General features: G+C 53.6%; 21 protein-coding genes and 1 pseudogene. 11 read left to right on the forward strand and 11 right to left on the reverse strand.

Going from position 1 to position 25040, the window contains the following annotated elements; all coding sequences use genetic code 11:
- Positions 1-50: 50 nt before the first annotated feature.
- The 5 genes from hofQ to pilM are packed head-to-tail and all read right to left on the reverse strand — an operon-like array spanning position 51 to position 3523.
- A complete protein-coding gene (gene hofQ / locus BG55_RS04775; protein WP_420889605.1) occupies positions 51-1307 on the reverse strand; it encodes a DNA uptake porin HofQ in 1257 nt (418 codons plus the stop codon).
- Entirely contained in the window at positions 1213-1647 is a 435-nt protein-coding gene (locus BG55_RS04780; protein ID WP_052018694.1) for a DNA utilization family protein, read from the reverse strand. Before BG55_RS04780 ends, hofQ begins: the two co-directional genes overlap by 95 nt.
- Positions 1634-2137 (reverse strand): HofO family protein, encoded by a 504-nt coding sequence (locus BG55_RS21345; protein ID WP_052018695.1) that lies wholly within the window; start codon positions 2135-2137, stop codon positions 1634-1636. The genes BG55_RS04780 and BG55_RS21345 overlap by 14 nt, the downstream gene beginning before the upstream one ends.
- Complete coding sequence (locus tag BG55_RS04790; protein ID WP_034934894.1) at positions 2127-2699, reverse strand: PilN domain-containing protein; 573 nt, start codon at positions 2697-2699, stop codon at positions 2127-2129. Before BG55_RS04790 ends, BG55_RS21345 begins: the two co-directional genes overlap by 11 nt.
- Positions 2699-3523, reverse strand: a complete 825-nt coding sequence (gene pilM, locus BG55_RS04795; RefSeq protein WP_034934897.1) for a type IV pilus biogenesis protein PilM — start codon at positions 3521-3523, stop codon at positions 2699-2701. Before pilM ends, BG55_RS04790 begins: the two co-directional genes overlap by 1 nt.
- A 151-nt stretch (positions 3524-3674) precedes the next feature.
- Between pilM and mrcA the strand changes: the two genes are divergently transcribed.
- On the forward strand, positions 3675-6230 hold the full coding sequence (gene mrcA / locus BG55_RS04800) for a peptidoglycan glycosyltransferase/peptidoglycan DD-transpeptidase MrcA (protein ID WP_034934900.1): 2556 nt from the start codon (positions 3675-3677) through the stop codon (positions 6228-6230).
- An 89-nt stretch (positions 6231-6319) separates the two neighbouring features.
- On the opposite strand, the gene nudE is transcribed toward mrcA, so the two are convergent.
- Positions 6320-6886: an ADP compounds hydrolase NudE gene (gene nudE, locus BG55_RS04805; protein ID WP_034934903.1), complete on the reverse strand. Its 567-nt coding sequence runs from the start codon at positions 6884-6886 to the stop codon at positions 6320-6322.
- 408 nt (positions 6887-7294) lie between these two features.
- Here nudE and BG55_RS04810 point away from each other — a divergent pair, with 408 nt between their 5' ends.
- The 4 genes from BG55_RS04810 to pckA all read left to right on the forward strand — a co-directional run bounded on the left by BG55_RS04810 (position 7295) and on the right by pckA (position 12867).
- On the forward strand, positions 7295-9433 hold the full coding sequence (locus BG55_RS04810) for an intracellular growth attenuator family protein (RefSeq protein WP_034934906.1): 2139 nt from the start codon (positions 7295-7297) through the stop codon (positions 9431-9433).
- 149 nt (positions 9434-9582) lie between these two features.
- Positions 9583-9984 carry a ribosome-associated heat shock protein Hsp15 gene (gene hslR / locus BG55_RS04815; protein WP_034934909.1) on the forward strand — a complete coding sequence of 134 codons (402 nt, stop codon included), beginning with the start codon at positions 9583-9585 and terminating at the stop codon, positions 9982-9984.
- A 28-nt stretch (positions 9985-10012) separates the two neighbouring features.
- A complete protein-coding gene (hslO, locus tag BG55_RS04820; protein ID WP_034934938.1) occupies positions 10013-10891 on the forward strand; it encodes an Hsp33 family molecular chaperone HslO in 879 nt (292 codons plus the stop codon).
- A 362-nt stretch (positions 10892-11253) separates the two neighbouring features.
- Positions 11254-12867 carry a phosphoenolpyruvate carboxykinase (ATP) gene (gene pckA, locus BG55_RS04825; protein WP_034934911.1) on the forward strand — a complete coding sequence of 538 codons (1614 nt, stop codon included), beginning with the start codon at positions 11254-11256 and terminating at the stop codon, positions 12865-12867.
- A 77-nt stretch (positions 12868-12944) separates the two neighbouring features.
- Here the strand turns inward: pckA and BG55_RS22420 are convergent, their stop codons facing one another.
- The 3 genes from BG55_RS22420 to ompR all read right to left on the reverse strand — a co-directional run bounded on the left by BG55_RS22420 (position 12945) and on the right by ompR (position 15567).
- Positions 12945-13400, reverse strand: a complete 456-nt coding sequence (locus BG55_RS22420) for a hypothetical protein (protein WP_152542631.1) — start codon at positions 13398-13400, stop codon at positions 12945-12947.
- Between the two features lie 98 nt (positions 13401-13498).
- The gene (envZ, locus tag BG55_RS04830) at positions 13499-14851 is read right to left on the reverse strand and encodes a two-component system sensor histidine kinase EnvZ (RefSeq protein WP_034934914.1); all 1353 of its coding nucleotides are present in this window, start codon (positions 14849-14851) and stop codon (positions 13499-13501) included.
- On the reverse strand, positions 14848-15567 hold the full coding sequence (gene ompR / locus BG55_RS04835; protein WP_001157751.1) for an osmolarity response regulator transcription factor OmpR: 720 nt from the start codon (positions 15565-15567) through the stop codon (positions 14848-14850). Before ompR ends, envZ begins: the two co-directional genes overlap by 4 nt.
- Positions 15568-15871: 304 nt before the next feature.
- Here ompR and greB point away from each other — a divergent pair, with 304 nt between their 5' ends.
- From greB to BG55_RS04860, 5 genes are all read left to right on the forward strand, one after another.
- Positions 15872-16351, forward strand: a complete 480-nt coding sequence (gene greB / locus BG55_RS04840) for a transcription elongation factor GreB (protein WP_034934941.1) — start codon at positions 15872-15874, stop codon at positions 16349-16351.
- A gap of 81 nt (positions 16352-16432) precedes the next feature.
- Positions 16433-18760: a Tex family protein gene (locus BG55_RS04845; RefSeq protein WP_034934917.1), complete on the forward strand. Its 2328-nt coding sequence runs from the start codon at positions 16433-16435 to the stop codon at positions 18758-18760.
- Positions 18761-18906: 146 nt separating this feature from the next.
- A complete protein-coding gene (gene feoA, locus BG55_RS04850; RefSeq protein WP_034934919.1) occupies positions 18907-19131 on the forward strand; it encodes a ferrous iron transporter A in 225 nt (74 codons plus the stop codon).
- A gap of 13 nt (positions 19132-19144) precedes the next feature.
- Positions 19145-21439 carry a Fe(2+) transporter permease subunit FeoB gene (gene feoB / locus BG55_RS04855; protein WP_034934943.1) on the forward strand — a complete coding sequence of 765 codons (2295 nt, stop codon included), beginning with the start codon at positions 19145-19147 and terminating at the stop codon, positions 21437-21439.
- Positions 21440-21592: 153 nt separating this feature from the next.
- Complete coding sequence (locus BG55_RS04860) at positions 21593-23296, forward strand: alpha-amylase family glycosyl hydrolase (protein ID WP_034934945.1); 1704 nt, start codon at positions 21593-21595, stop codon at positions 23294-23296.
- Between the two features lie 39 nt (positions 23297-23335).
- Here BG55_RS04860 and BG55_RS04865 read toward each other — a convergent pair whose 3' ends face one another.
- Together BG55_RS04865 and bioH are read right to left on the reverse strand one after the other, a co-directional pair.
- Positions 23336-23605 carry a YdgH/BhsA/McbA family protein gene (locus BG55_RS04865; protein WP_034934921.1) on the reverse strand — a complete coding sequence of 90 codons (270 nt, stop codon included), beginning with the start codon at positions 23603-23605 and terminating at the stop codon, positions 23336-23338.
- A gap of 174 nt (positions 23606-23779) precedes the next feature.
- Entirely contained in the window at positions 23780-24556 is a 777-nt protein-coding gene (bioH, locus tag BG55_RS04870) for a pimeloyl-ACP methyl ester esterase BioH (protein ID WP_034934924.1), read from the reverse strand.
- Between the two features lie 43 nt (positions 24557-24599).
- Between bioH and BG55_RS23165 the strand changes: the two are divergent.
- Positions 24600-25040 (forward strand): annotated as a pseudogene (locus BG55_RS23165) (DNA utilization protein GntX); the annotation flags it as partial.

Here is a 25040-nt window from a genome sequence, read left to right on the forward strand (position 1 = left end):
GCATTCAGCCAAAAAAGCCACGGGCGACTCAGTTTGTGCCAAAAAAAGCATTATTGCTCACCGATCAAGCGGGGAGTGATGAAGATCACCAGTTCCCGTCTTTTTTGCGCGGATGTCGAATGGCGAAACAACGTCCCCAGCAGCGGCAAATCGCCCAGCAACGGTACTTTGCTTTGCCCCTGAGTGTTCTGCCGCTGAAAAATTCCCCCCAGTGCCAGCGTCTGACCATCTTTTACCGTCACCTGGGTCTGGATCTCCTGCTTATCAATGGCAATGTATTCACCTTCACCACTGCTGACGGTGCTCCCCGGCAGATTCTGGCTGATATGCAACTTCAACAATATCCGACCATTGGGTTGCACCACCGGCGTGACTTCCATTCCGAGTACCGCTTCTTTAAATTCCACCGACGTGCTGCCATTGCTGCCACTGGCGACTTCATAGGGAATTTCGGTGCCCTGCTTGATGCTGGCAGTTTGTTGATGTGAGGTGAACAGACGGGGGCTGGCAATGATCTCCAGCTTGTTTTCCTGCTCCAGCGCACTCAGTTCCAGATCCAGCAATCGTCCGTTCAGCCGGGCCACGGATACGCCTGCGGTCAGCGCAGGGCTGGTGGCAGCCAAATCCACCCTTAGCTGGCTGGCCCGCAGTGCTTTGTTGACCTGCTCATCCCCGCTCAGCCCCCAACTCACGCCAAGTTCGCGCAGGCTGTCTTCACTGATGGTGACAATGTGCGCCGCCAGCTCGACCTGCTCCAGTGGCTGATCAAGAGCAGTAATCCAGCGTCGGGTTTCCTCCAGGGCGGCATGGGTATCGCGCAGCAGCAGACTGTTGGTGCGCGTATCAACCGTGATGCTACCGCGCGACGTCATCAGTTTTTCCCGCTCCGCCTCCAGACTGGCGCGAACGGTTGTCGCATCAGCGTAGCGCAACGTTAATGCCAGGGTATGCAAAGGAAGCGTGTTTTCCTGCTGTTGATGGCGCAAAACCTGTTGATGCTCTTTTTCCTGCTGCCAACTTTGCGGCCAGACCAGCAGGATATTATCTTCGCGTTCGATACTCAGCTTTCCCATGCGCGCCACCAGTTTCAGCGCCTGCTGCCACGGCACATTCTGTAAGCGGACAGATAATTCCCCTTCCACTCCGGGTGCAATCACCAGATTTAACTGCTGATAATCCGCCAGCGCCTGAAGAACCTGGCCCACGGGAGCTTCATCGAACGCCAGAGACAACCCGGTGGGGCTGGCGCGCTGCGGAAAGAGCGCCATCATCAGTAACAGCGGCAGAATTGCCTTTATCCCTGGCATAGATATCTCCTTTTAATGTCATTTTCAGCACGGCCTTACAGCCCTGCATACTGGCAAGGGTGAGACCACGCGCATCCACCTGCGACAGTTGCCATTGATTTCCTGGCGACTGCTGCCTTGCCCATAGTTTTCCCCTACCCTCTGGTGAAACCAGCCATGCACGATAGTCATCTGGCTGGCCAACTATGCCCCGTAACTGCCAGGGAGCAGCAGCAGGTTGCACGTTGAGACAATCTGCCTCCTGCGGCGGCTGAAAAGGATCGCGTTCAGACTGGCCTGCGGGTGAAAACAGCAGGCTGAAGAGCAGTAAATTGTACCGCCATCGATTAAAAATCATCATTCAGCACCAGTGACAATTTAACGGACAGCAATCCCTCCTGCTCCCTGAGCATAAATCCTGTCAGCATAACGCCTGCTGACAAACTGCGCAGGTATTGCAGCACAGCCTGAAACTCCGGCCAGCGAAGCCGCATTGTCAGCTCACCGCCCTGATTATCTGGCCGCCATGCCTCCAACGTGCCGCCTGAAGAGGAGATCAGTCCGTCCAGTGAGAATGCCGGACGCTTAACAGATAATAATGCCTGTTGTAACTGCACCAGTTCAGACTCAAGCAGGAGTAATGGCGGTTGGCGCAGCAGACGTCGCAACATCGCCTGGTTACGTGCTGAATGTTGTCGTTGAGTTGCGCTGAGTTCATCAGCCTGATGCAGCACGGGCCGCATTCCTCCCAGCCACAGAGCGGTTAACACCAGAGTGCCGGACAGCAAAAGGTGCAAAATCCGCATCCATAAAGGAAGATACAGCCAGCCGATAAGCAGGTTACGAGTCATGCTGCTCCTCCAGAATTTCAGATGCCTTCGCAGTATCAGCCCGCAGTACAGCTTGCAGACTGAACTGAATAAACCCCTGCTGATTACGACTCAGTTTGCCTGTCTGCACCCGGCTGAATAAGGGCATCTGCAACAACTGTGCCCGGAGCGCCTGGACATCCGTCATCTTCAGGCAAAAGCCTTTCAGGTTGAGGTATTGCGCATTTTTGTTCATCTCACTCAGCCACATGGTTTCAGGCAATTTTCTGGCCAGCTCAGCAGTAAAGTCAGCCCATTCACCCGTTTGCTGCTGCTGTTGCTGCTGTAGCCTTAACTGCTGCTGAAGCACTCCCCGCTGTCGAACCAGTTCTTCAGCCCTGGCTTCGATCACCTTCAGTTGCTGACCTGATTGCAACTGCCTTTCTACAACCTGCCTCAGCCTGACGTTGATCGATTGCTGCCCGACGACTGGCAGCAAGATGGTGAGAAATACCGCCAACATAAGCAGTAAAACCAGCGACCAGCGATGTAACCTGGCGCTGAAACGTCGGGCACGCCACGGCAGAAGATTGACCCAAACCATCAGCAATCTCCCGGCCGCAGCGCCAGTCCGGCAGCCAGTGTAAATGCGCCCGCATTAAGCGGTAACGGAGGTTGTCTGTGGACAAAAGCATTCAGCGGATCGAGCCACTGCGCGCTTTCTGGCAGGGAGGTTTCCATGATGGCGCTGTAATAAAATGAGGAGATGTCTGGCAGGTGTGCCTGACGTAAGGCGTTAAAATCCGGCGCTTCCTCCAGTGAACACCAGCCCCATCCCTGCTGATGCAGAGGGCAAAACCATAACCAGTGATCGTGCAGCCGATGGATCAGCGCAGCTTGTGAATCGAGCCGCATATTTTTCGCCAGAGCAAAGAGCGCAGCTGGCGTCAGCTCCAGTACCTGGGGTTTTAACCTGGCTTCATGCAGACAGTTGAGCCAACTTTGCAACGCATCACGCCGGGTGGCCGTGAGCCACAACTGCCCGCCATGCGCTGTCGGCTGACGGTAATCAATCTTCAACGTTTCAGGTTCAACCGGAAAAACACGTCTCGCGGCGGCGGCAATGTAACTTTCGCGCTCTGGTTCGCGTAATTGCTGGTGAGGCAAGTCAATCTGACGCTGCAACACCAGCTGAGGCGGAAAACCCACTCTTAGCGAAACGCCACCGGGAAGTTGCCTGCGCCAGCGCTGTAATACGAGTTGGATCACCCCGGAACGTTGCAGCCTGCCATGGGTTAACGTATCGTGCGGCAGCGCATGTTGCCAACAGTGGCGTAGTTGCCATCCGTGGCGACGCCGCTGGATGCCCACTGCGCAAAGTTGTCCGTTCTGGATATCCAGGCCGACTTGCCATGTCTGAAATGCCATTTATCGCGATCTCCGTATCGTCAATGCCAGAAATTGCCATGCCCGGAATTATTTGTGTCAGAAATTGAGGTATCCAGGCGTCTGGCTTGCCTTTATACTACCGCGCGATTGTTTATAAACTGTCCAGGCGACTCAAAATGGAAAATATCAGGTGAAGTTCGTAAAGTATTTTTTGATCCTTGCAGTGTGTTGCATTTTACTGGGAGCAGGCTCGATCTATGGTCTTTACAAATACATAGAGCCTCAACTACCCGATGTGACCACGCTGAAAGATGTACGGCTGCAAACGCCAATGCAGGTTTACAGCGCAGATAACGAGCTGATTGCCCAGTATGGTGAAAAACGCCGTATTCCGCTGAAATTACAGCAAATTCCGCCAGAGATGGTTAAAGCCTTTATTGCCACGGAAGACAGCCGTTTCTATGAGCACCATGGCGTTGATCCTATTGGTATTTTCCGTGCCGCAAGCATTGCGATGGTTTCCGGTCGCGCTTCACAGGGAGCCAGTACGATTACGCAGCAGCTGGCGCGAAACTTCTTCCTGAGCCCTGAACGTACGCTAATGCGTAAAATCAAGGAGGCCTTCCTCGCCATCCGTATTGAACAGATGATGAGCAAGGATGAAATCCTTGAGCTCTACCTGAATAAGATCTATCTCGGCTACCGCGCTTACGGCGTAGGCGCTGCGGCACAGGTCTATTTTGGTAAGAATGTCGATCAGCTGTCACTGAGTGAAATGGCGATGATTGCCGGTCTGCCAAAAGCGCCGTCAACCTTTAACCCGCTCTACTCTCACGAACGTGCGCTTTCGCGTCGTAATGTGGTGCTCAGTCGCATGCTGGATCAGCATTACATCACCCAGTCACAGTTCGATGAGGCGCGCAACTCACCGCTGGTCGCCAACTATCATGCGCCAGTCATTGCTTTCTCTGCGCCTTATCTTACCGAAATGGTGCGTCAGGAAATGGTCAAACGTTATGGTGACAATGCCTATAACGATGGCTTTAAAGTGACCACCACCATTACCCGTAAATTACAGCTGGCAGCGCAGAAATCCGTCCAGGATAACGTGATCAGCTACGACATGCGTCATGGCTACCGCGGTCCGGCAAACGTGTTGTGGAAACTCGGCCAGCGTCCCTGGGGACAAACAGAGATTCTGAAGTCATTAAAAGCGCTGCCGGTATACGGCCCGCTATTCCCGGCTGTCGTGACGGAAGCTGACAGCGACAGGGCCACCGTGTTAATGCGTGACGGCAGCAATGTGACACTGGATATTGCAGGCGTGCGCTGGGCGCGTCCATATAAGTCAGACACGATGCAGGGTCGCACGCCCAGAACGGTGAGTGAAGTAGTGCAACCTGGTCAGCAGATTTGGGTGCGCCAGGTGGACAATGGCTGGTGGTTAAGTCAGGTCCCCGATGTTAACTCATCGCTGGTTTCTCTCGATCCACATAACGGGGCTGTCCTCGCTCTGGTCGGTGGGTTCGATTTTAATCAGAGCAAATTTAACCGCGCCACTCAGGCACTGCGTCAGGTGGGGTCAAATATCAAACCTTTCCTGTATACGGCGGCAATGGATCGTGGCCTGACCCTGGCTTCGATACTTAATGATGTGCCAATTTCCCGCTGGGATGCTGGCGCGGGTGCCGACTGGCGTCCTAAAAACTCGCCTCCCACCTATGACGGACCTATTCGCCTGCGTCAGGGGCTTGGTCAGTCTAAAAACGTGGTAATGGTTCGTGCCATGCGGGCAATGGGTGTCGATTATGCCGCAGAGTATCTGCAACGATTTGGCTTCCCGGCACAAAATATCGTGCATACCGAATCGCTGGCACTGGGCTCCGCTTCTTTTACACCATTGCAGATGGTTCGCGGCTATTCAGTGATGGCGAATGGCGGATTCCTGGTTGACCCCTACTTCATCAGCAAAATTGAGAATGAGCAGGGTATTACGCTGTTTGAAGTGAAGCCTAAAGTTGCCTGCCCGGAATGTAATCTGCCGGTGATTTATGGTGAGACTAAAAAAGCGGTCGCCATGAATGAAGACAGCGTGGAGAATCCCTCTGTTTCTCAGGAAGGCCGGAACGTTGCCGTTCCTCAGCCCCAACTGGAGCAGGTGAGTCGACAGCAGGCACAGCAGGATGGTGAGCAACAATATGCGCCACATGTGATTAACACCCCGCTCTCCTTCCTGATTAAGAGCGCCCTGAACTCCAATATCTTCGGCGAACCGGGCTGGATGGGTACGGGCTGGCGTGCCGGTCGTGATTTGAAACGTAACGATATTGGTGGCAAAACCGGAACAACTAACAGCTCGAAAGATGCCTGGTTCTCCGGCTATGGCCCCGGTGTGGTTACATCAGTGTGGATTGGTTTTGACGATCACCGCAGGGATCTGGGAAGAACCACCGCAGCCGGAGTCATCAAAGATCAGATCTCCGGCTATGAAGGGGGGGCAAAAAGCGCTCAACCTGCCTGGGATGACTATATGAAAGTCGCCCTCGATGGCGTGCCTCTCCAGCCACTGACGCCACCAGAGGGCGTGGTAACGGTGAATATTGACCGCAGTACCGGCAAACTGGCTAACGGCGGAGGTAATACACGTCAGGAATACTTTATTAACGGCACTCAGCCAACGGAATATTCCGTGCATGACGTGGGCACTACGCTGATGGACAACGGACAAAGTCACGAACTGTTCTGACATTTTGCTTCCTGATTTGTCCTGAAGCGAAAAAAGGGATGAGGCAATAATGGCTCATCCCTTTTTCTTTGGCCGAAACAGCTACGAAATTAGTAGCTCAGTCTTCCCTGCCTGACCAGCCACTCCCTGACCAGAAACAGGGCACTGACGTTACGCGCTTCACGAAAATCTGGCTCCTGCAATAAAGCCAGCAGATTATTCAACGGCCAGCGACGTTGCGGCAGCGGCTCTGGTTCATCGCCTTCCAGTTGTTCCTCATATAATTCTTCGGCGACCAGGATATTCATTTTGCTGGAAAAGTAGGAGGGAGCCAGCGTCAGCTGCCCCAGTACTTCCAGTTTCCCTGCACCAAATCCTGCCTCTTCTTTCAGTTCACGGTTCGCCGCTTCGAAAGGGGTTTCTCCAGGATCAATCAATCCTTTAGGAAAACCCAGTTCGTAACTTTCCAGCGCCACTGCATACTCCTGGATCAGAATCAGATGATCGCCAACGATGGGAACAATCATCACCGCCTCACGACCAGAAGGTTTCATCCGCTCATAGACTCGCCTGGCACCGTTGCTGAACTCCAGATCGACCGACTCAACGGTAAAAAGGCGTGAACGCGCGGCAGTTTCAATATTCAGGATTTTGGGTTTCTGTAACTGTCTGGTCATAGGGACCCCAGGGAAAAGCTAAAAAAATGAGCACGATAGCCCGCTGAGCACAATGTATTTAACGATGATATCTTCATCACGAACCAGCCGCACGGGAAAATCCATCATTACATAAATCCACTTACACACTTATAACAAATCAGTTACTTAAGGGGTTAATTTTTCATAAAAAGTCAATGAATGACAATTAAAATAGGATTATGCCGATACTGATATTCTGCACAGATTGTTAGTATGATCGACATAACTCATATATAGTTATTCTAATTTTATGATTTTGTGCGCTATTTTAGTACACACAGTAGATTGCCAGCTCCGTCTGAACCCGTCACAATGCAATAATTCATCTTTTAAGGCAGGCATTCTCCAGCAGAGCTACGGGAGCAAAGTGGCAGGAATGAGGGTTGCGTGAGCGCAATAGTCATCATATTGGTTGTGATGCTGGCCTGTTCGCTCGGAGCAGGTTGTTTCTTTTGGTACGCTATGCGGCATCGTCCGCCGTTGGCGAAACCACTGCCATTTATCAGTCCCCCCTTTCGCAAACTCAACAACGATGAGCGTCAGGCTGTCGAGAGCTATATCGACTCGCTGGAAAAACACCGTAAGAACGTCATCCCCAGTGGCACCAGCGCGACAGCCGCTCACCTGGTATTAAATGCGCAGAGCAGCAATGTTTATCCAGTCACCCGCTCAATTACTCGTTACGGGCTGTCAACTGATGATCCCAATAAATGGCGTTACTACCTCGATGCCGTTGAGGTTCATCTGCCCCCTCTTTGGGAGCAGTACATCACCGATGAAAACTTTGTCGAGCTGATCAAAACACAAAGTATTCCTCTGGTGATTTCGCTTAACGGGCACTCCCTCGTCAATTACGTCCATGAACAGCCGACGTTACCGCCCGTGGTCAGACCGGCCGGGCAGAAAGCGTCGATCAGGAAAGAAGAAAGCGAAAATATTGAGCTGCTTAAAGTGCGTACTGAAACGCCCGAAGAGTATGCTCTTCATCGTCCTGATGGCACCCGTGAAGCTTTTGCCATTAATTTTGCCCTCTTATTACTGTTTTTCAGTCTGACCGGCCCGATTGTCCTGATGACCTGGCTGGTGATCGCAGCAATCATCATCATTTTGGTTAGTTGCTGGAGTCTCTGGCGTCGCCCGCGCGAAAAGGATTTACGGGAGATTCATTGTCTGCGAGGCGCCCCGAAACGTTGGGGATTATTTGGTGAATCTAATCAGGGACAGGTGAGTAATATTTCTCTGGGTATTATCGATCTTATCTACCCTGCTCACTGGCAGCCCTATGTCGCAAGCGATCTGGGACAATCGACAGAGGTGGATATCTATCTCAGCCGTCACGTTGTTCGCCAGGGTCGTTTTTTATCGCTTCAGGATGAAGTGCGTAACTTCCCGATTCAGCGCTGGAGAAAAAACATGGTGCTGGCGGCAGGTTCTCTTCTGGTGCTGTTGCTGCTTATTAGCTGGATCCCACTGAGTATGCCACTGAAACTGAGTATGGCGTGGTTGAAAGGCACTGAGAGCGTACAGGTGCACTCCGTCAATGATTTGGAGTCTGTACCACTTCGCGTCGGTGACAGCCTGAAGGTTAACGGTGAGGGGATGTGTTCCATCCCGACAACCTATCAGGGCAATCGCTCTTATGCCTTTATGCCGTTTGACTGCTCGGCGGTTTACTGGAATAACGCAGCTCCCCTGCCCCAGCCCCAGTCGGACATTATCGACAAAGCGACCGCGCTGCTGACCACCACCAGCCAACAGCTTCATCCCCAGAACAATACCGATCAGAAGCTTAATCCTCAGCTTGCCACCGCTATTCAGAAGTCAGGAATGATCCTGCTGGATGACTTCTCTGACATTGTGATGAAAACCCAGGATTTGTGCAGCCAGGAGCAGGATTGTGTCAGACTGAAAAATGCTCTGGTTAATCTTGGCAACGCAAAAGACTGGGATGCGCTGGTTCATAAGGCTGACTCCGGGGCACTGAATGGTATGAATGTGCTGTTGCGTCCTGTCAGCGCAGAGGCTCTGGAAAATCTGGTCAATACGGCCACATCATCGTTCTTCTATCGGGAAACACGACGTGCAGCAGAGGCCCTCAACAGTCCCCCTCCCGGTGGATTTGTGATCCTGAGTGATGAAGGCAGACAGTTAGTCAGCCAGCCAGCTCCCAGCGTCTCCCTGTTTGATTACAACGCGCCCGAACAATGGCCGGAGCTGCAACGTCTTGCCAGCATGTTGCTGCACACCCCCTTCTCTGCCAGCGGCATCGTGACCAATATCAGTACCGATGCCAATGGTACCCGACATATTGCCCTGCATAGTGAACCGGACGCGTTCACCCTCAGTCGCTACCTTGGCAACAGTCTGCTGCTGCTGATTACCGCCCTGAGTTTTATCATTAACAGCCTGCTGGCATTAAAACGTATTCACCGCAACCGCGTTCGCACCAGCGCCATCCAGAATTATTACGATAAATGCTTCAGCCCAACGCTGAGCGGCAATGAGGACATTCGTCCCCTGTTCTGAGCCTGTCAGTTTTATGCTATTTTTAAGACTGACATGGCTACCTGTCTTCTCAAAGACACCTCCGATTGCCTCTGTGGTTAACTCCTGAAACACACCCTTGATTTATGGCTCGCAACCCATACATAGGAAGTTTCCTGAAAGGAGCAGCGATGAAAGCAAAAGACGGTGAAGCAATACGGCTTGATAAATGGCTGTGGGCCGCACGCTTTTATAAAACCCGCTCAATTGCCCGTGAAATGATTGAAGGCGGTAAAGTCCACTACAACGGTCAGCGCAGCAAGCCGGGAAAAATCGTCGAGTTGCAGGCCCTGCTGACATTACGCCAGGGAAACGATGAACGAACGGTGATTGTTCAGTCGATTAGCGATCAGCGTCGACCGGCAGCAGAAGCGCAGCTGATGTACAGTGAAACGGCTGAAAGCATTGAGAAACGTGAAAAAATAGCGCTGGCACGTAAAATGAACGCCCTTAGCATGCCGCACCCTGACAGGCGTCCGGATAAAAAAGAACGACGCGATTTACTGAAATTCAAAAATGCTGGCGAAGAGTGACAGCTACCCGCCTTTACGAGAGAAAATCATGGCTCATCAAGACCAAATGCACCGTTACCTGTTCGAAAACTACGCCGTTCGTGGTGAACTGGTTACCGTATCCAACACCTGGCAGGAAATGATTGACGGCCACGACTATCCACAACCTGTCCGGCAAGTGCTGGGTGAACTGTTGGTCGCTACCAGCCTGCTGACTGCCACACTGAAATTTGACGGCGATATCACCGTGCAGTTACAGGGAGATGGTCCGCTGACGCTGGCGGTGATCAACGGAAATAATCAACAGCAAATGCGCGGAGTGGCGCGTTTTCAGGGTGATATTGCCGTCGGCAGCAGCCTGAAAGAGATGGTGGGTAATGGTTATCTGGTGATTACCATTACCCCCACGGACGGCGAACGTTATCAGGGCGTGGTCGGTCTCGAAGGCGAAACCCTGGCTGAGTGTCTGGAAGACTACTTTATGCGTTCAGAACAGCTGCCAACCCGGCTGTTTATCCGCACTGGTGATATCGAAGGTAAAGCCGGTGCGGCAGGTATTTTGTTGCAGGTTCTGCCCGCACAGGACCCCAATCCGGATGATTTTACCCATCTGGCCACGTTGACCGAAACCATTAAAACCGAAGAACTGCTTGGGCTACCGGCTAATGACGTCCTGTGGCGCCTCTATCATCAGGAAGAAGTGACCGTTTTTGATCCCCAGCAAGTCAGCTTCCACTGCACCTGTTCTCAGGAACGCTGTGCTGAAGCACTGCGCACCCTGCCAGAAGAAGAAGTTGACCAGATTATTGCCGAGGATGGTCAGATTGATATGCACTGCGACTATTGTGGCAATCATTATATTTTTGATGCCGTCGATATTGCCGCCGTTCGCAATGACTCGGCGGCAGGTAACAATCAGGTCCATTAATATTTTCACGTCATCCGCTCCAGAAAACAGCTGATGACGTGATTCTTCCTTATCTGAGTATTCCCACCCAACTTACTGTCCTGATGAGTTTTTGCTCGCTGACAGTGTACTCAGGAAAACCATTTTGCTTCTGGTGCAAGTGCCTGTAGCGACAGAATAATCCGATAAGATTAAGACCTGCTTACAGATTCACGCGCCGCCTCTCATTTTTGCTGCTTAATTCTTTCCCTTCCGTTACGGAAGTGTAAACTGCGCGCGATCGTGCTCCCGGCCTGCTGACAGGCTGGCGCGGCAACACCGTTAACAGAGCGCAGTCTCAATTAAACTCAGTGGCAAAACAGAGCCGAGAAAGGAGCAGTACTATGCGTGACCTGACCCCGCAGGACCTCGTCGCTTATGGCATCACGGATACGGTTGAAATTATCCATAATCCTGATTTCGACACCCTCAGGCAGGAAGAAACCCGCCCGGAACTAACCGGTTATGAGCGTGGTATCGTCACTCAATCCGGCGCTGTCGCCGTGGATACCGGTATTTTCACTGGTCGTTCTCCGAAAGATAAATACATTGTCCGTGATGACACCACCAGGGATACGCTGTGGTGGAACGATCAGGGTAAAGGTAAGAACGACAACCAACCGTTGTCTCAGGAAACATGGCTGCAACTTAAATCACTGGTCACTACACAGCTCTCCCACAAGCGCCTGTTTGTGGTTGATGCCTGGTGTGGCGCCAATGCGGATAGCCGTCTCTGTGTACGCTTTATCACCGAAGTGGCCTGGCAGGCCCATTTCGTTAAAAACATGTTTATCCAACCCGATGCAGAGGCACTCAATACCTTCGAACCCGATTTTGTGGTGATGAACGGTGCCAAATGTACCAATCCCCACTGGCAGCAGCAGGGGCTGCATTCGGAGAATTTTGTTGCATTCAATCTGACTGAGCGCATCCAGCTGATTGGTGGCACCTGGTACGGCGGCGAGATGAAAAAAGGCCTGTTCGCCATTATGAACTATCTGCTGCCGCTGAAAGGCATTGCCGCAATGCACTGCTCTGCCAACGTCGGCACGGCAGGTGACGTGGCGGTCTTTTTTGGTCTCTCCGGCACGGGGAAAACCACCCTGTCAACCGACCCTCTGCGTAAGCTTATCGGTGACGATGAGCATGGCTGGGATGATGATGGCGTATTTAACTTTGAAGGGGGCTGCTACGCCAAAACCATCAAACTGTCTGAACAGGCAGAACCGGAAATCTATCGCGCAATCCGCCGCAATGCCCTGCTGGAAAACGTGGTGGTGAGAGCCGATGGTTCGGTTGACTACGATGATGGCAGCAAGACTGAAAATACCCGTGTCTCTTATCCCATCGACCATATCGACAATATAGTGAAACCCGTGTCGAAAGCCGGTCATGCGCAAAAAGTTATTTTCCTTACCGCCGATGCCTTCGGCGTGCTGCCGCCGGTTTCACGGCTGACGCCTGACCAGACACAGTATCATTTCCTGTCGGGCTTCACGGCCAAACTGGCGGGAACCGAACGTGGCGTAACCGAGCCCACACCAACCTTTTCAGCCTGCTTTGGCGCGGCATTTTTAACGCTGCATCCAACTCAATATGCAGAAGTGCTGGTAAAACGTATGGCGGCGGCGGGTGCAGAGGCGTATCTGGTCAACACAGGCTGGAACGGCAGTGGCAAACGCATCTCCCTTAAGGATACCAGGGCAATTATTAATGCCATCCTCAAGGGCGATATGACTGACGCGGAAACGATCACGCTACCGGTGTTCAATCTTGCAATGCCCACGTCCCTGCCAGGGGTGGACAGTGCGATCCTCGATCCCCGTAACACTTATGCGAATGCGGCGGAATGGCAACAGAAAGCAGAAGATCTGGCGAAGCGGTTTATCACTAATTTTGATAAATACACCGATAACGCTGCGGGTAAAGCACTGGTATCAGCAGGCCCGCAAATTTAATCACGTGTAACCGATAAAGAAAAAGCGTCATCGCACTATGGGATGACGCTTTATCATTGAGCATCTGTATGACACGTTCAGCCATCTGACAATGAATTCAGGCTGCTGATGCTGTCAGCGTCACCATCGTTACCCTCGATATACATTCTTTGCACCGTGTCATTGAAGCTGACCGTTTTTTTGATCGAGACAGACTTATCACCTGATTTCGGCTCATCCCCTACAGTCGGCCTGTCCTGTCTTTGCTCAAATGCTGCCTTCAGCCCCTCAGGCGATGCGTCTGCCTGAACAGGTTGCCTTTGCTCAAATGCTGCCTTCAGCCCCCCAGACGATGCGTCTGCCTGAACAGGCTGCCTTTGCTCAAATGCTGCCTTCAGCCCCCCAGAGTGGGATGCTCGTGTAAACTGTTCTGCCTGATTGGAAACTTTTTTTACAGAAGAGAGAAGGGAGTTCTGCCTTACAATCTTGTTTGACTCGGTTGCAAAAGAAGTATTTGCAGATCGCAAAGATGACCCAATTAACTGTGTTGCCAAGATAAAGCCCCCAAAAGTGAATTTGAGCTATTTTAGCCACTCATCTTGCTTATTTTCTCTCAAAAAACAGCATTTCCGGAAGTCGGTTAACTCACCATTTAACCAGATGTTGCCAGAGCGGAAACCTCAGCCGCAGGCAGCGGCAGATAAGCGCGGATACGCAAACCACCGCGCTCACTTTCGCCCACTTCAAGTGTCCCCTGATGAGCATCAATAATACGCTGCACAATCGCCAGTCCTAATCCGGTGCCACTGGTGCTTCGGGCACTGTCACCACGCACAAAAGGCTGAAACAGATGTTTCAACTGGTCCGGCGCAATCCCCGGCCCGTCATCTTCTACCTGGAACCAGGCTCGCTCCAGCTCACTGCCGCTGCTGACCTTGATCCAGCCATTACCATAACGCGCAGCGTTCACCACCATATTGGCCGCCGCCCGCTTAATCGAGAGCGGATTGATATCCAGCATCAGTTCCGCAGGCATCACCGCATTTTCAATTTCACGCTCATAGCCACTCTCGGCCGCCACCACTTCGCCCAGTACCCCATTGAGATCGGCACGTTCGGTTTGCATCTCCTGACCGGTGCGCAAATAGTCAATGAACTGCTCAATAATGGCGTTGCACTCCTCGATATCTTTGTTAATCGACTCGGCCAGATATCCATCCTCCTGCGACATCATCTCTGTCGCCAGGCGGATGCGGGTGAGCGGTGTGCGCAAGTCATGGCTGACGCCCGCCATCAGCAGCGTCCGGTCATCTGCAAGCTGTTTAACCCCGGCAGCCATCTGGTTAAAAGCGCGGGTGACTGAACGTACCTCAGAAGCCCCGTATTCCCGCAGCGGCGGCGGGATAATGCCTTTTCCCACCTGCAATGCAGCATGTTCCAGCTCCACCAGTGGCCGGTTCTGGATACGTATAAACAGCCAGGCACCGCCAATCGCCAGCAGCATAATCGCCAGCGTATAACGAAACAGTGGAGAGAAGTCTCCCTGATGGATTTCCGTCAGCGGCACACGCACCCAGATATCGGGTGACAACCAGGTTTTCAGCCAGACCACCGGGGAGTTTTTATTTACCTCCACGCGGACATCCGTTGGCCCGCCCAGTTGCTGCGCCATCTGCTGACTGAGAAATTCATAGTGCTGCGCCCAGCGCAGCCCGCTCTCTTCCGCCGCCGCATTGGTATACAGCGAAATGCCCAGCTCGCGATAAATCTCACGGCGAAAAGCTGGAGGAACTTCAAGCTGCGTTCCATCTTCCAGCTGTAACCGATCGGTCATCAGCATCCGCACTTCGTAAGCCAGCACTTTGTTGAACTGCTGAAGACTGGGCAGAATGGCGAAGTTCAGCACCACCAGATAGGTGGTGACCAGGCTGACAAACAGCAGGGTCACAATCAGCAATAAGGTGCGGGCAAACGAACTACGCGGAGAGAAGCGGATTCGCCTCATGCCTTGCTACCGTCCGGTACAAATACATAGCCCAGGCCCCAGACGGTCTGGATATAGCGTGGATGCGCAGGATCTTCTTCCACCATGCGGCGCAGACGGGAGATTTGCACGTCAATCGAGCGCTCCATAGCACTGTACTCACGGCCACGGGCCAGATTCATCAGCTTGTCACGAGAGAGCGGCTCACGCGGGTGGCTGACCAGCGCTTTCAGTACCGCGAACTCACCGCTGGTCAGTGGCATCGGCTCGTCTTCACGGAACATTTCACGCGTTCCCAGATTCAGCTTGAACTTACCGAAAGCAATCACCGCTTCTTCCTGCGAAGGCGCACCCGGCAGCTCATTCGCCTGACGACGCAGCACAGCACGTATACGCGCCAGCAACTCACGTGGATTAAACGGTTTAGGGATATAGTCATCGGCACCGATTTCCAGTCCGACGATACGGTCAACTTCTTCGCCTTTGGCCGTCACCATAATGATCGGCATTGGGTTGCTCTGACTGCGCAGACGGCGGCAAATCGACAGCCCATCTTCACCAGGAAGCATCAAATCCAGCACCATCAGGTGAAAGGATTCACGGGTCAGCAGACGGTCCATCTGCTCGGCATTCGCCACGCTGCGCACCTGAAACCCCTGTTCGGTCAGATAACGCTCCAGCAACGCACGCAAACGCATGTCGTCATCCACCACCAGAATTTTGTAGTTCTCTTGCATGTTGATACTCCCAAAGGCGCAATTGCCTGAGCCAATATTTTTAAAAAAGATGCCTGAATGTAACAGTCAATAATGGTTTATATTCTAGCCGAAATTGTTACAAAGCATATTAAACAGCAGCTTATCTTTAAGCTCAGCAGAAAAACCTGCGTTGACACACAGAAATTCAGCTTAACTTTTTCGACGAATAGTGATGACAAACAAGCGGTAACGAGAGAGAGAAAAAATGCCGAACGGATTTGCATCGCCGCACGCCAGACAACAAAATATCGCCAGCCTGAAAAACAGAGAAAGGGTAGAAGCAATGAAAACCAAACTGATCACCCGCGAAGGTTACGACAAGCTGAAGCAGGAGCTGGACTTTCTCTGGCGTGAAGAGCGGCCGGAAGTCACTAAAAAGGTCACCTGGGCCGCCAGCCTTGGCGACCGCAGCGAAAATGCTGACTACCAGTACAACAAAAAGCGCCTGCGCGAAATTGACCGCCGCGTGCGTTATCTGACCAAATGCCTCGAGCAGTTGCGCATTGTTGATTACTCGCCGCAGCAGGATGGTCGGGTGTTTTTTGGGGCCTGGGTGGAAGTGGAAAATGACGACGGCGAACTGAAGCGCTTTCGCATTGTGGGCTACGACGAGATTTTTGGCCGCAAAGATTACATCTCAATCGACTCACCGATGGCCCGCGCGCTGCTGAAAAAGGCCACCGGCGATGTGGCCACCGTGCATACTCCGGCGGGTGAAGCCACCTGGTATGTGAATGAAATCGACTACGTTAAACCCTCCTGAACGGCGGAGCCTGCCCGATTGCTGGTAATTATCGCCCGCAATCCGTATAACTGTCCGCTGTTCTTAGCTACCAAGTAACCAATGATGAAAGATTCGCTGAGCCACATAATTGCAAGTGAGTTGCAGGCACGCGCAGAACAGGTTGATGCTGCCGTTCGTCTGCTGGATGAAGGCAATACCGTGCCGTTTATCGCCCGCTACCGGAAAGAAGTCACCGGCGGGCTGGACGATACCCAGTTGCGTCAGCTGGAAACCCGCCTGGGTTACCTGCGGGAACTGGAAGAGCGCCGCCACTCCATTCTTAAGTCCATCGAAGACCAGGGCAAGCTCAGCGATGAGCTGGCGGAGGCTATCCGCAGCAACCTGAGTAAAACCGAACTGGAAGACCTCTACCTGCCTTATAAACCGAAGCGTCGTACCCGCGGTCAGATAGCCATCGAAGCCGGGCTGGAACCTCTGGCAGATACGCTGTGGCAGGAGCCTGCCAACGATCCGGAACAGCTGGCATTGGGTTATATCGATGCAGAAAAAGGCGTGGCGGACAGCAAGGCGGCCCTGGATGGTGCCCGTTATATTCTGATGGAGCGCTTCGCCGAAGATGCCACCCTGCTGGCAAAAGTGCGCGAGTATCTGTCAAAAAATGCCCACCTGGTTTCCCGCGTGCTCGAAGGCAAAGAAGAAGAAGGTGCCAAGTTCCGCGATTACTTCGATCATCACGAGCCGCTCTCTTCCGTCCCCTCACACCGTGCGCTGGCGATGTTCCGGGGCCGCAACGAAGGGGTATTGCAGCTGTCGCTGAATGCCGATCCCCAGTTCGACGAGCCGCCGCGTGAAAGCTACGGCGAACAGATTATCGCTGAGCATCTTAACCTGCGGCTGAACAATGCGCCGGCAGACGGCTGGCGCAAAGCGGTGGTCAGCTGGACGTGGCGCATAAAGGTGCTGCTGCATCTGGAAACCGAGCTGATGAGCAGTATGCGCGAACGGGCAGAAGATGAAGCGATTAACGTCTTTGCCCGCAACCTGCATGATCTGCTGATGGCCGCCCCGGCGGGGATGCGCGCCACCATGGGTCTTGATCCCGGCCTGCGCACCGGCGTAAAAGTGGCGGTGGTCGATGCCACCGGCAAGCTGGTCGCTACCGACACCATTTATCCTCACACCGGTCAGGCAGCGAAAGCGGCCAGCGCGGTGGCTGCGCTGTGTAGCAAACACCAGGTTGAACTGGTGGCGATTGGCAACGGCACCGCCTCACGTGAGACGGAACGCTTCTTCCTCGATGTGCAAAAGCAGTTTACGCAGGTGCAGGCCCAGAAGGTGATTGTCAGTGAGGCGGGCGCATCCGTCTACTCTGCGTCTGAACTGGCCGCGCTGGAGTTCCCGGACCTCGACGTGTCGTTGCGCGGGGCGGTTTCCATCGCGCGTCGCCTACAGGATCCCCTGTCTGAGCTGGTGAAAATCGATCCCAAATCAATCGGGGTCGGCCAGTATCAGCATGATGTCAGCCAGAGCCAGCTGGCGAAGAAGCTGGATGCCGTGGTGGAAGACTGCGTTAACGGCGTGGGGGTGGATCTGAATACCGCCTCAGTCCCGCTGCTGACGCGCGTTGCGGGCCTGAGCAAAATGATCGCACAGAACATTGTCAGCTGGCGCGATGAGCATGGCCGTTTTCAGGATCGTCAGCAACTGCTGAAAGTCAGCCGTCTGGGTCCAAAAGCCTTTGAACAATGCGCCGGTTTTCTGCGTATCAATCACGGCGATAATCCGCTGGATGCCTCAACCGTGCATCCGGAGGCCTATCCGGTGGTAGAGCGCATCCTGACCGCTACCCGGCAGGCGCTTGATGAACTGATGGGAAACCCTGCTGAACTGCGTACTCTGCGCGCCGTGGACTTTACCGACGAACGCTTTGGTGTCCCGACCGTCAGCGATATCATTAAAGAGCTGGAGAAGCCGGGGCGCGATCCACGTCCGGAGTTCAAAACCGCACAGTTCGCTGAAGGTATTGAAACCATGAACGACCTGCTTCCCGGCATGGTTCTGGAAGGCGCTGTCACTAACGTCACCAATTTTGGCGCTTTTGTCGATATCGGCGTACATCAGGATGGTCTGGTACACATCTCGTCTCTTTCCGACAAGTTTGTTGACGATCCACATAAAGTGGTCAAAGCAGGCGACATCGTGAAGGTAAAGGTGATGGAAGTCGATCTTCAGCGTAAGCGTATTGCCCTGACCATGCGTCTGGATGAGCAACCCGGTGAAACCGCTGCCCGCCGCAGTGGCAGTGCCAGCCCTCGCGATAACGGCCGCCCGGCACCGAACAAAGCACGTCCACGCCCCGTGGCTCAGAGCGCCGGAAACAGCGCAATGGGCGATGCACTGGCCGCCGCCTTCGGCAAAAAACGTTAACTGCCGTCAGAGCGGATCGCCCGATCCGCTCACTTTTCGTTCACTGACTAAATTTGTTCTGTATCAATAAGAGCAATAATCATTCTCATTACAATACCCGACGTTGACAATAATGGTGCGCAATTGCATCGAATGGGTAATTATTTATGCAATATATTCCAGGGCAAGACTATCAAATCCTGAGCTACTCTCCGGACGTCAGCACCGCCTTCCGGCAAAAGCTACTCTCTCTCGGCCTGCTTCCGGGTGCCATATTCAAAGTCAGACGCATAGCCCCGTTGGGCGATCCTGTGCAGATTGAAACGCGCCGCTTCAGTCTGATGCTGCGCAAGAAAGACCTCTCATTCCTGCAAATCGCCCTTCCTGACTAATATGAGCCTCATCATGAACAGATTAACTATCGGGCTGATTGGTAACCCCAATTCCGGTAAAACCACCCTGTTTAATCAACTGACCGGAGCCAGACAGCATGTCGGCAACTGGGCGGGAGTAACCGTTGAACGCAAATCAGGCCGCTTTACTACCCCGCAGCAGCAGGTTGAACTGGTCGATTTGCCTGGCACTTACTCGCTGACCACCATTTCGCAGCAAACCTCGCTGGACGAACAGATTGCCTGCCATTTTATGTTAAGTGGAGAAGCATCGCTGATCATCAACGTGGTCGATGCCAGTAATCTGGAGCGCAACCTCTACCTGACATTACAACTGCTGGAGTTAGGCATTCCCTGTATCGTCGCGCTGAATATGCTGGATATCGCACGCAGCCAGCATATTCACATCGACGTTGCACTGCTTGCTGAAAAGCTTGGCTGTCCGGTGATCCCATTAATTTCTAACCGGGGAAGCGGACTGAGCGAACTCCGGCAAGCCATTGATGACCACCCCGGCGTTGCCGGTCATTTCGCCCTGACCTGGCCACCTTCTGTAGAAGAGAAGGTATCGCAGCTGACCGCTGCAATGCCACAGAGCGACTCCGCGCGGCAACGCCGCTGGCTGGCATTGCAAACGCTGGAGGGGGATATTTTTTGTCGCGCACAATGTGGCGAAGCCGCTTCCCGGCTCTCCGGCGTTGAAGCCTGCCCGCTGGAGATCGCCCATACCCGCTATCAGGCAATTGATACTCTTTGCCAACAGACAACCGCCATGCAGCAGGCGACACCTCATCGTCTCTCTGCACGGCTGGACGCGCTGGTGCTGAATCGCTGGCTGGGATTTCCGGTATTCCTGGCTGTGATGTATTTGATGTTCTTCTTTGCCATCAATATGGGCGGCGCGTTACAACCGCTGTTTGAGATAAGCTCCACCGCAATATTTGTGCATGGCGTGCAGTGGCTGGGCGCAACGCTGCATTTTCCCGCCGTGGTGACGCTGTTTCTGGCACAGGGAATTGGCGGCGGCATCACCACCGTCATGCCGCTGATCCCGCAAATTGGCCTGATGTATCTGTTCCTGTCGATGATGGAAGACTCCGGCTACATGGCCCGTGCGGCCTTCGTGGTTGACAGGCTGATGCAGGCGCTGGGCCTGCCGGGCAAATCGTTTGTCCCGCTGATTGTCGGTTTTGGTTGCAACGTCCCGGCGGTGATGGGATCGCGTACGCTCGATACCCCGCGTGAGCGACTGATCACCATTCTGATGTCGCCCTTCATGTCCTGTGGTGCCCGGCTGGCGATTTTTGCGGTCTTTGCCTCGGCCTTTTTTGGTCAATACGGTGCTCTGGTGGTATTCAGCCTCTACCTGCTGGGCATTGCCGCAGCCATTTTTACCGGCCTGCTGTTGAAAAATACCCTGCTACGCGGCGAAGCTTCGCCCTTTGTGATGGAGCTACCCACCTGGCACATTCCGCATATGAAGAGCCTGCTGTTACAGAGCTGGCAGCGCCTGAAAAGCTTTGTCTTCAGAGCAGGTAAAGTGATTGTGGTGGTCAGCATGTTTATTGGCGCGCTGAACAGCTTCTCTTTTAATGGTCAGGCGGTTTCCAATATCAATGATTCAGCACTGGCCAGCGTCAGCCGCCAGTTAACTCCGCTTCTCAGCCCGATGGGGGTGGAACAAAACAACTGGCAGGCTACGGTTGGCCTGATCACCGGCGCAATGGCTAAAGAAGTGGTGGTGGGGACGCTGAACACCTTGTATACCGCTCAGGCACTGCATGAAGAGGAATTTAACCTCAGTGAATACAGCCTGTTCAATGAATTACAGGATGCATTGAGCCAGACCTGGGACAGCCTGAAAAGCACCTTCAGCCTCAGCGTGCTGCTCCATCCTATCGACGCCAGCAAAGGCGACGGTGAAATGGCGGGTGGGCCAATGGGGGTGATGCACAGCAAATTCGGCAGCGATGCTGCGGCTTACAGCTATCTGATTTTTGTGCTGCTGTATGTGCCCTGTGTTTCTGTGATGGGCGCAGTCGCCAGGGAAAGTGGCCGTCGCTGGATGCTGTTCTCTATTCTGTGGGGACTGAACCTGGCTTATTCACTGGCTACGCTGTTCTATCAGCTTGCCACCTTCAACAGTCACCCGCTGTCTGCCTCAGTAACGATGGCAGCGGTAGTGGTCTTTAATCTGCTGGTATGGCTGCTGTTGCAGACCATTCATCTGCCACCGGAGCGGCTGGTGGTCAGAACGGTGACGGCTAAAAGTTGTGCCAACTGCGGAAAAAGTGGCCGCTGCCACTGACCGATGCTTACCCACAGGCAGGGTGTCGTCACCGTACACCCTGCGCCGGTCAGCCCCTCTGCGGGCTGCCTGCTCAGGTTGCGATTTCGCGCTGACAGGCTACAGTGAAAGCTCAGCTGGCTGATAAAAGATGCGACGATGAACTGTGTCAATATGGATGTTATCAATCAGTTACTTGATAAGATTTATGAAAATGCCTTCCCCGCTGACGCTCTGGCAGCACTGACGCACTCTCTCAGACAGGCTCGTGCCGCACTCAGCCACCCGCGTAAACCCCACTGGGATGAAAAAGATGTGATCCTGATTAGCTATGCCGATCAGTTTCGCGAAAGTGGCATTCCCACGCTACAGACCTTCTCGCGCTTTTATCAGCGACATTTTCAGTCCACTTTCAATCTGGTCCATCTGCTGCCTTTTTGTCCCTGGTCATCCGACGACGGTTTCTCGGTCATTGATTATCATCAGGTCAGCCCCCCCTGTGGTCAGTGGACGGACGTGGCGGAATTACATCAGCACACGCGGCTGATGTTTGATTTTGTCTGCAACCACATCTCTGCGCACAGCGCCTGGTTTCAACATTTTCTCGCCTGTGATGCCGGCTGGGATGATTTTTTCATCAGCGTGGAACCGTCCACCGATCTCAGTGACGTCACCCGGCCTCGTACCACGCCACTGTTGACCCCGTTTAAGATGGCCAGCGGCGAGACAAAATTTATCTGGACCACCTTTAGCGCCGACCAGATCGACCTCAACTATGCCAGTCCGGCGGTGCTGCTGAAAATGACAGAGGTGCTGCTCGACTACCTGGTAAAAGGCGCAGACTACGTGCGGCTTGATGCGGCAGGCTATATGTGGAAAACCCCCGGCACCTCCTGTATCCATCTGGAGAAAACCCACCTGCTGGTCAAACTGTTTCGCGCCATTGCCAATGAGGTGGCACCTGGTACGGTGATCATTACCGAAACCAACGTGCCGCACAGGGAAAACATCGGCTATCTGGGCAACGGTGGTGATGAGGCGCAGATGATTTATCAGTTCTCTCTGCCGCCACTGGTGCTGCACGCCATTCATTACGGGCAGGCAAACGCGCTGAAACAGTGGGCCAACGCACTGCCTGCCAGCAAAGGAACCACCAGCTGGTTTAACTTTCTCGCCTCGCATGATGGCATTGGCCTGAACCCGCTGCGCGGTATTCTGCCAGAAAGCGAGATAGCCTCGCTGGTCAGCGATCTGGTGGCAGAAGGGGCGTTGGTTTCTTATAAAAATAATGGTGACGGCACCACCAGCCCTTACGAAATTAACGTCACTTACCTGGATGCGCTGAATAAAAAAGACGATGACGACGAAACGCGGCTGCAACGTTTTATGCTGGCTCACGCGCTGTTGCTGGCATTTCCCGGCGTCCCGGCGGTATACGTGCAAAGTATCCTTGGATCACGTAACGATCTGGCAGGCGTAAAAGAAGCCGGTCATCACCGGGCGATTAACCGGCAGAAATATCCGCTCAGTGAGATCGAAGCAGAGCTGAACGATGTCACCAGCCTGCGACATAATATTTTTCAGCAACTCAGCCAGCTGATTCAGTTACGCAGGCAACAGGCCGCCTTTCACCCCGACAATCCGATGGTTGTGCTGGAAAGCGATAACGCCCTGCTGGTGATACAGCGCCGCTCGGAACGGCAGCAACTGCTGTGCATTTTTAATCTGAGTAACAACGTCATGACTTACACCCTGCCGGATGCCGCTGGCTGGCGCAGTGTTATCGACGGGAGGCGGATTGCAGGTAATCAGTCACTGACGCTGACGCCGCTGGGCTGGATGTGGCTGGAATTGTGCGAAGGAGATGAAGCACACTAACTCAGGACAGGCAGGGTTTCCCCCGCCTGTTGAAGCAAATTATTTATATACGTCGGCAACGGCGCTGAACTTACCGTGTTCGCGACCGGCGATCACCAGGAAGTATTTGCCGCCTTTCTCATCAGCCAGTTTTGACAGCGCATGCCGTGCATCCATTGGAGAGGTGGTTTCAGCAGTGGTGTTTACCGTACCAATTTTCTCCAGTTTCAATTTTTTCACTTCTTCTTTGGTCACTTCTTTTGCCGCCAGCGCACCAAAAGAAACCGTTCCTGCCAGAAGACCAATAACCACAGCTTGAATCATTTTCATCAAAGACACTCCTCGTTGATTTTGTTTCCGGGGATAAGCAGCCGCTTGATGAGATTACAGGGAGAAATTGATGCCCGACTCCCTGGACAGCTCAGAGGTAAAAAAGGTTAGCGACCCTGCTTACCTGAATAATTATTACTGGTTATTGCCAATCCGCCAGTTTTTGGCAGAAATTTATTGCAAAACTTTACCAGAAAAATCAATCAGTTTTTGGCAAAACGCCTCAGGATGAGAAATAAAGGGCGCATGAGCCGCTTTTTCAATCACCAGCGACTCACTGGCCGGCCACTGTGTATCCAGCAGTGCGGCAACAGTGCGCGGCACCAGCCCATCCAGCGCCCCGTAAATCCGCAGCAAGGGCACCTGCACGGCGCTTATCTCTGTCCGAAGATCGACGGTACGCAATATGTCCAGCCCGCCGTCCAGCACCTGAATGTCAGGAGCCGGAAGCGACAGCACCACATTTTTGAGCAGACGAGCATCCTGACGTGCCGTTTCACTGCCCAGGGTTTGCAGGGCGAGGAAACGCTCAACGGTACGCTGGAAATCCTCGCTCAGTTGCTGTTGAAAAGCCTCCAGTGTCTCCGGTTTGATTCCCGGCCAGCCGTTACCGGCGGCAAAACAGGGAGAAGACGCCACGGTGATCAGGCCACTGACCCGCTGCGGATGGAGCAATGCCATCTGGCTGGCAACCAGCCCGCCCAGCGACCAGCCCAACCACAGCGCTCTGGCTGGTGCCTGCGGCAGTAGCGTCGCCACCATTTCCTTCAGGCTCAGCGCCGGAAACCCCTGACTGCGACCATAGCCTGGCAGATCCACCAGATGCAGACGAAAATGCGGGCTGAGTCGATCAATGATGTTATGCCACACTTCTGCATTCAGTCCCCAGCCGTGCAGCATCACAATATCGCAATCGCCCCTGCCTGTTGTCTGCCAGTAAAGCTGAGTCATCCGGTAATATCCTGTTTTTGCCATGGAGGCCGCTATGCTATCAATGCCCACCACCTGTTGGCTATGCCGGATGCCCGTTGCTCTGCCTGTGCACGGCATTTGCAGTTTATGCCTGCGTCAGCTCCCCACGGTGCCGCCTTGTTGCCCCCGCTGCGGGTTGCCATCGTTGCACATCCGCCAGCCATGCGGCCGCTGCCAGCTGAAGCCCCCCGCCTGGCAGCGGATGATTTTCGTTAGCGGCTGGCAACCTCCGCTGCGCGACTGGGTCACACAGCTGAAATTTTATGGCACGACCGCACTCTCGGTGATGCTTGCGCGGCTGCTTCTGCTAACCTGGTTAGCTGCACGCCGTGATTTTATGCTGGAGAAGCCCGATCTGTTGCTCTGCGTACCGCTGCATCGCCAACGTGCCTGGCAGCGTGGCTACAATCAGATGGACGATATTACCCGGCATCTTTCGCGCTGGATCGGCTGCCGTTATGCC

The sequence above is a fragment of the Erwinia mallotivora genome, assembly GCF_000590885.1.
In the GTDB taxonomy this organism is placed as follows: domain Bacteria; phylum Pseudomonadota; class Gammaproteobacteria; order Enterobacterales; family Enterobacteriaceae; genus Erwinia; species Erwinia mallotivora.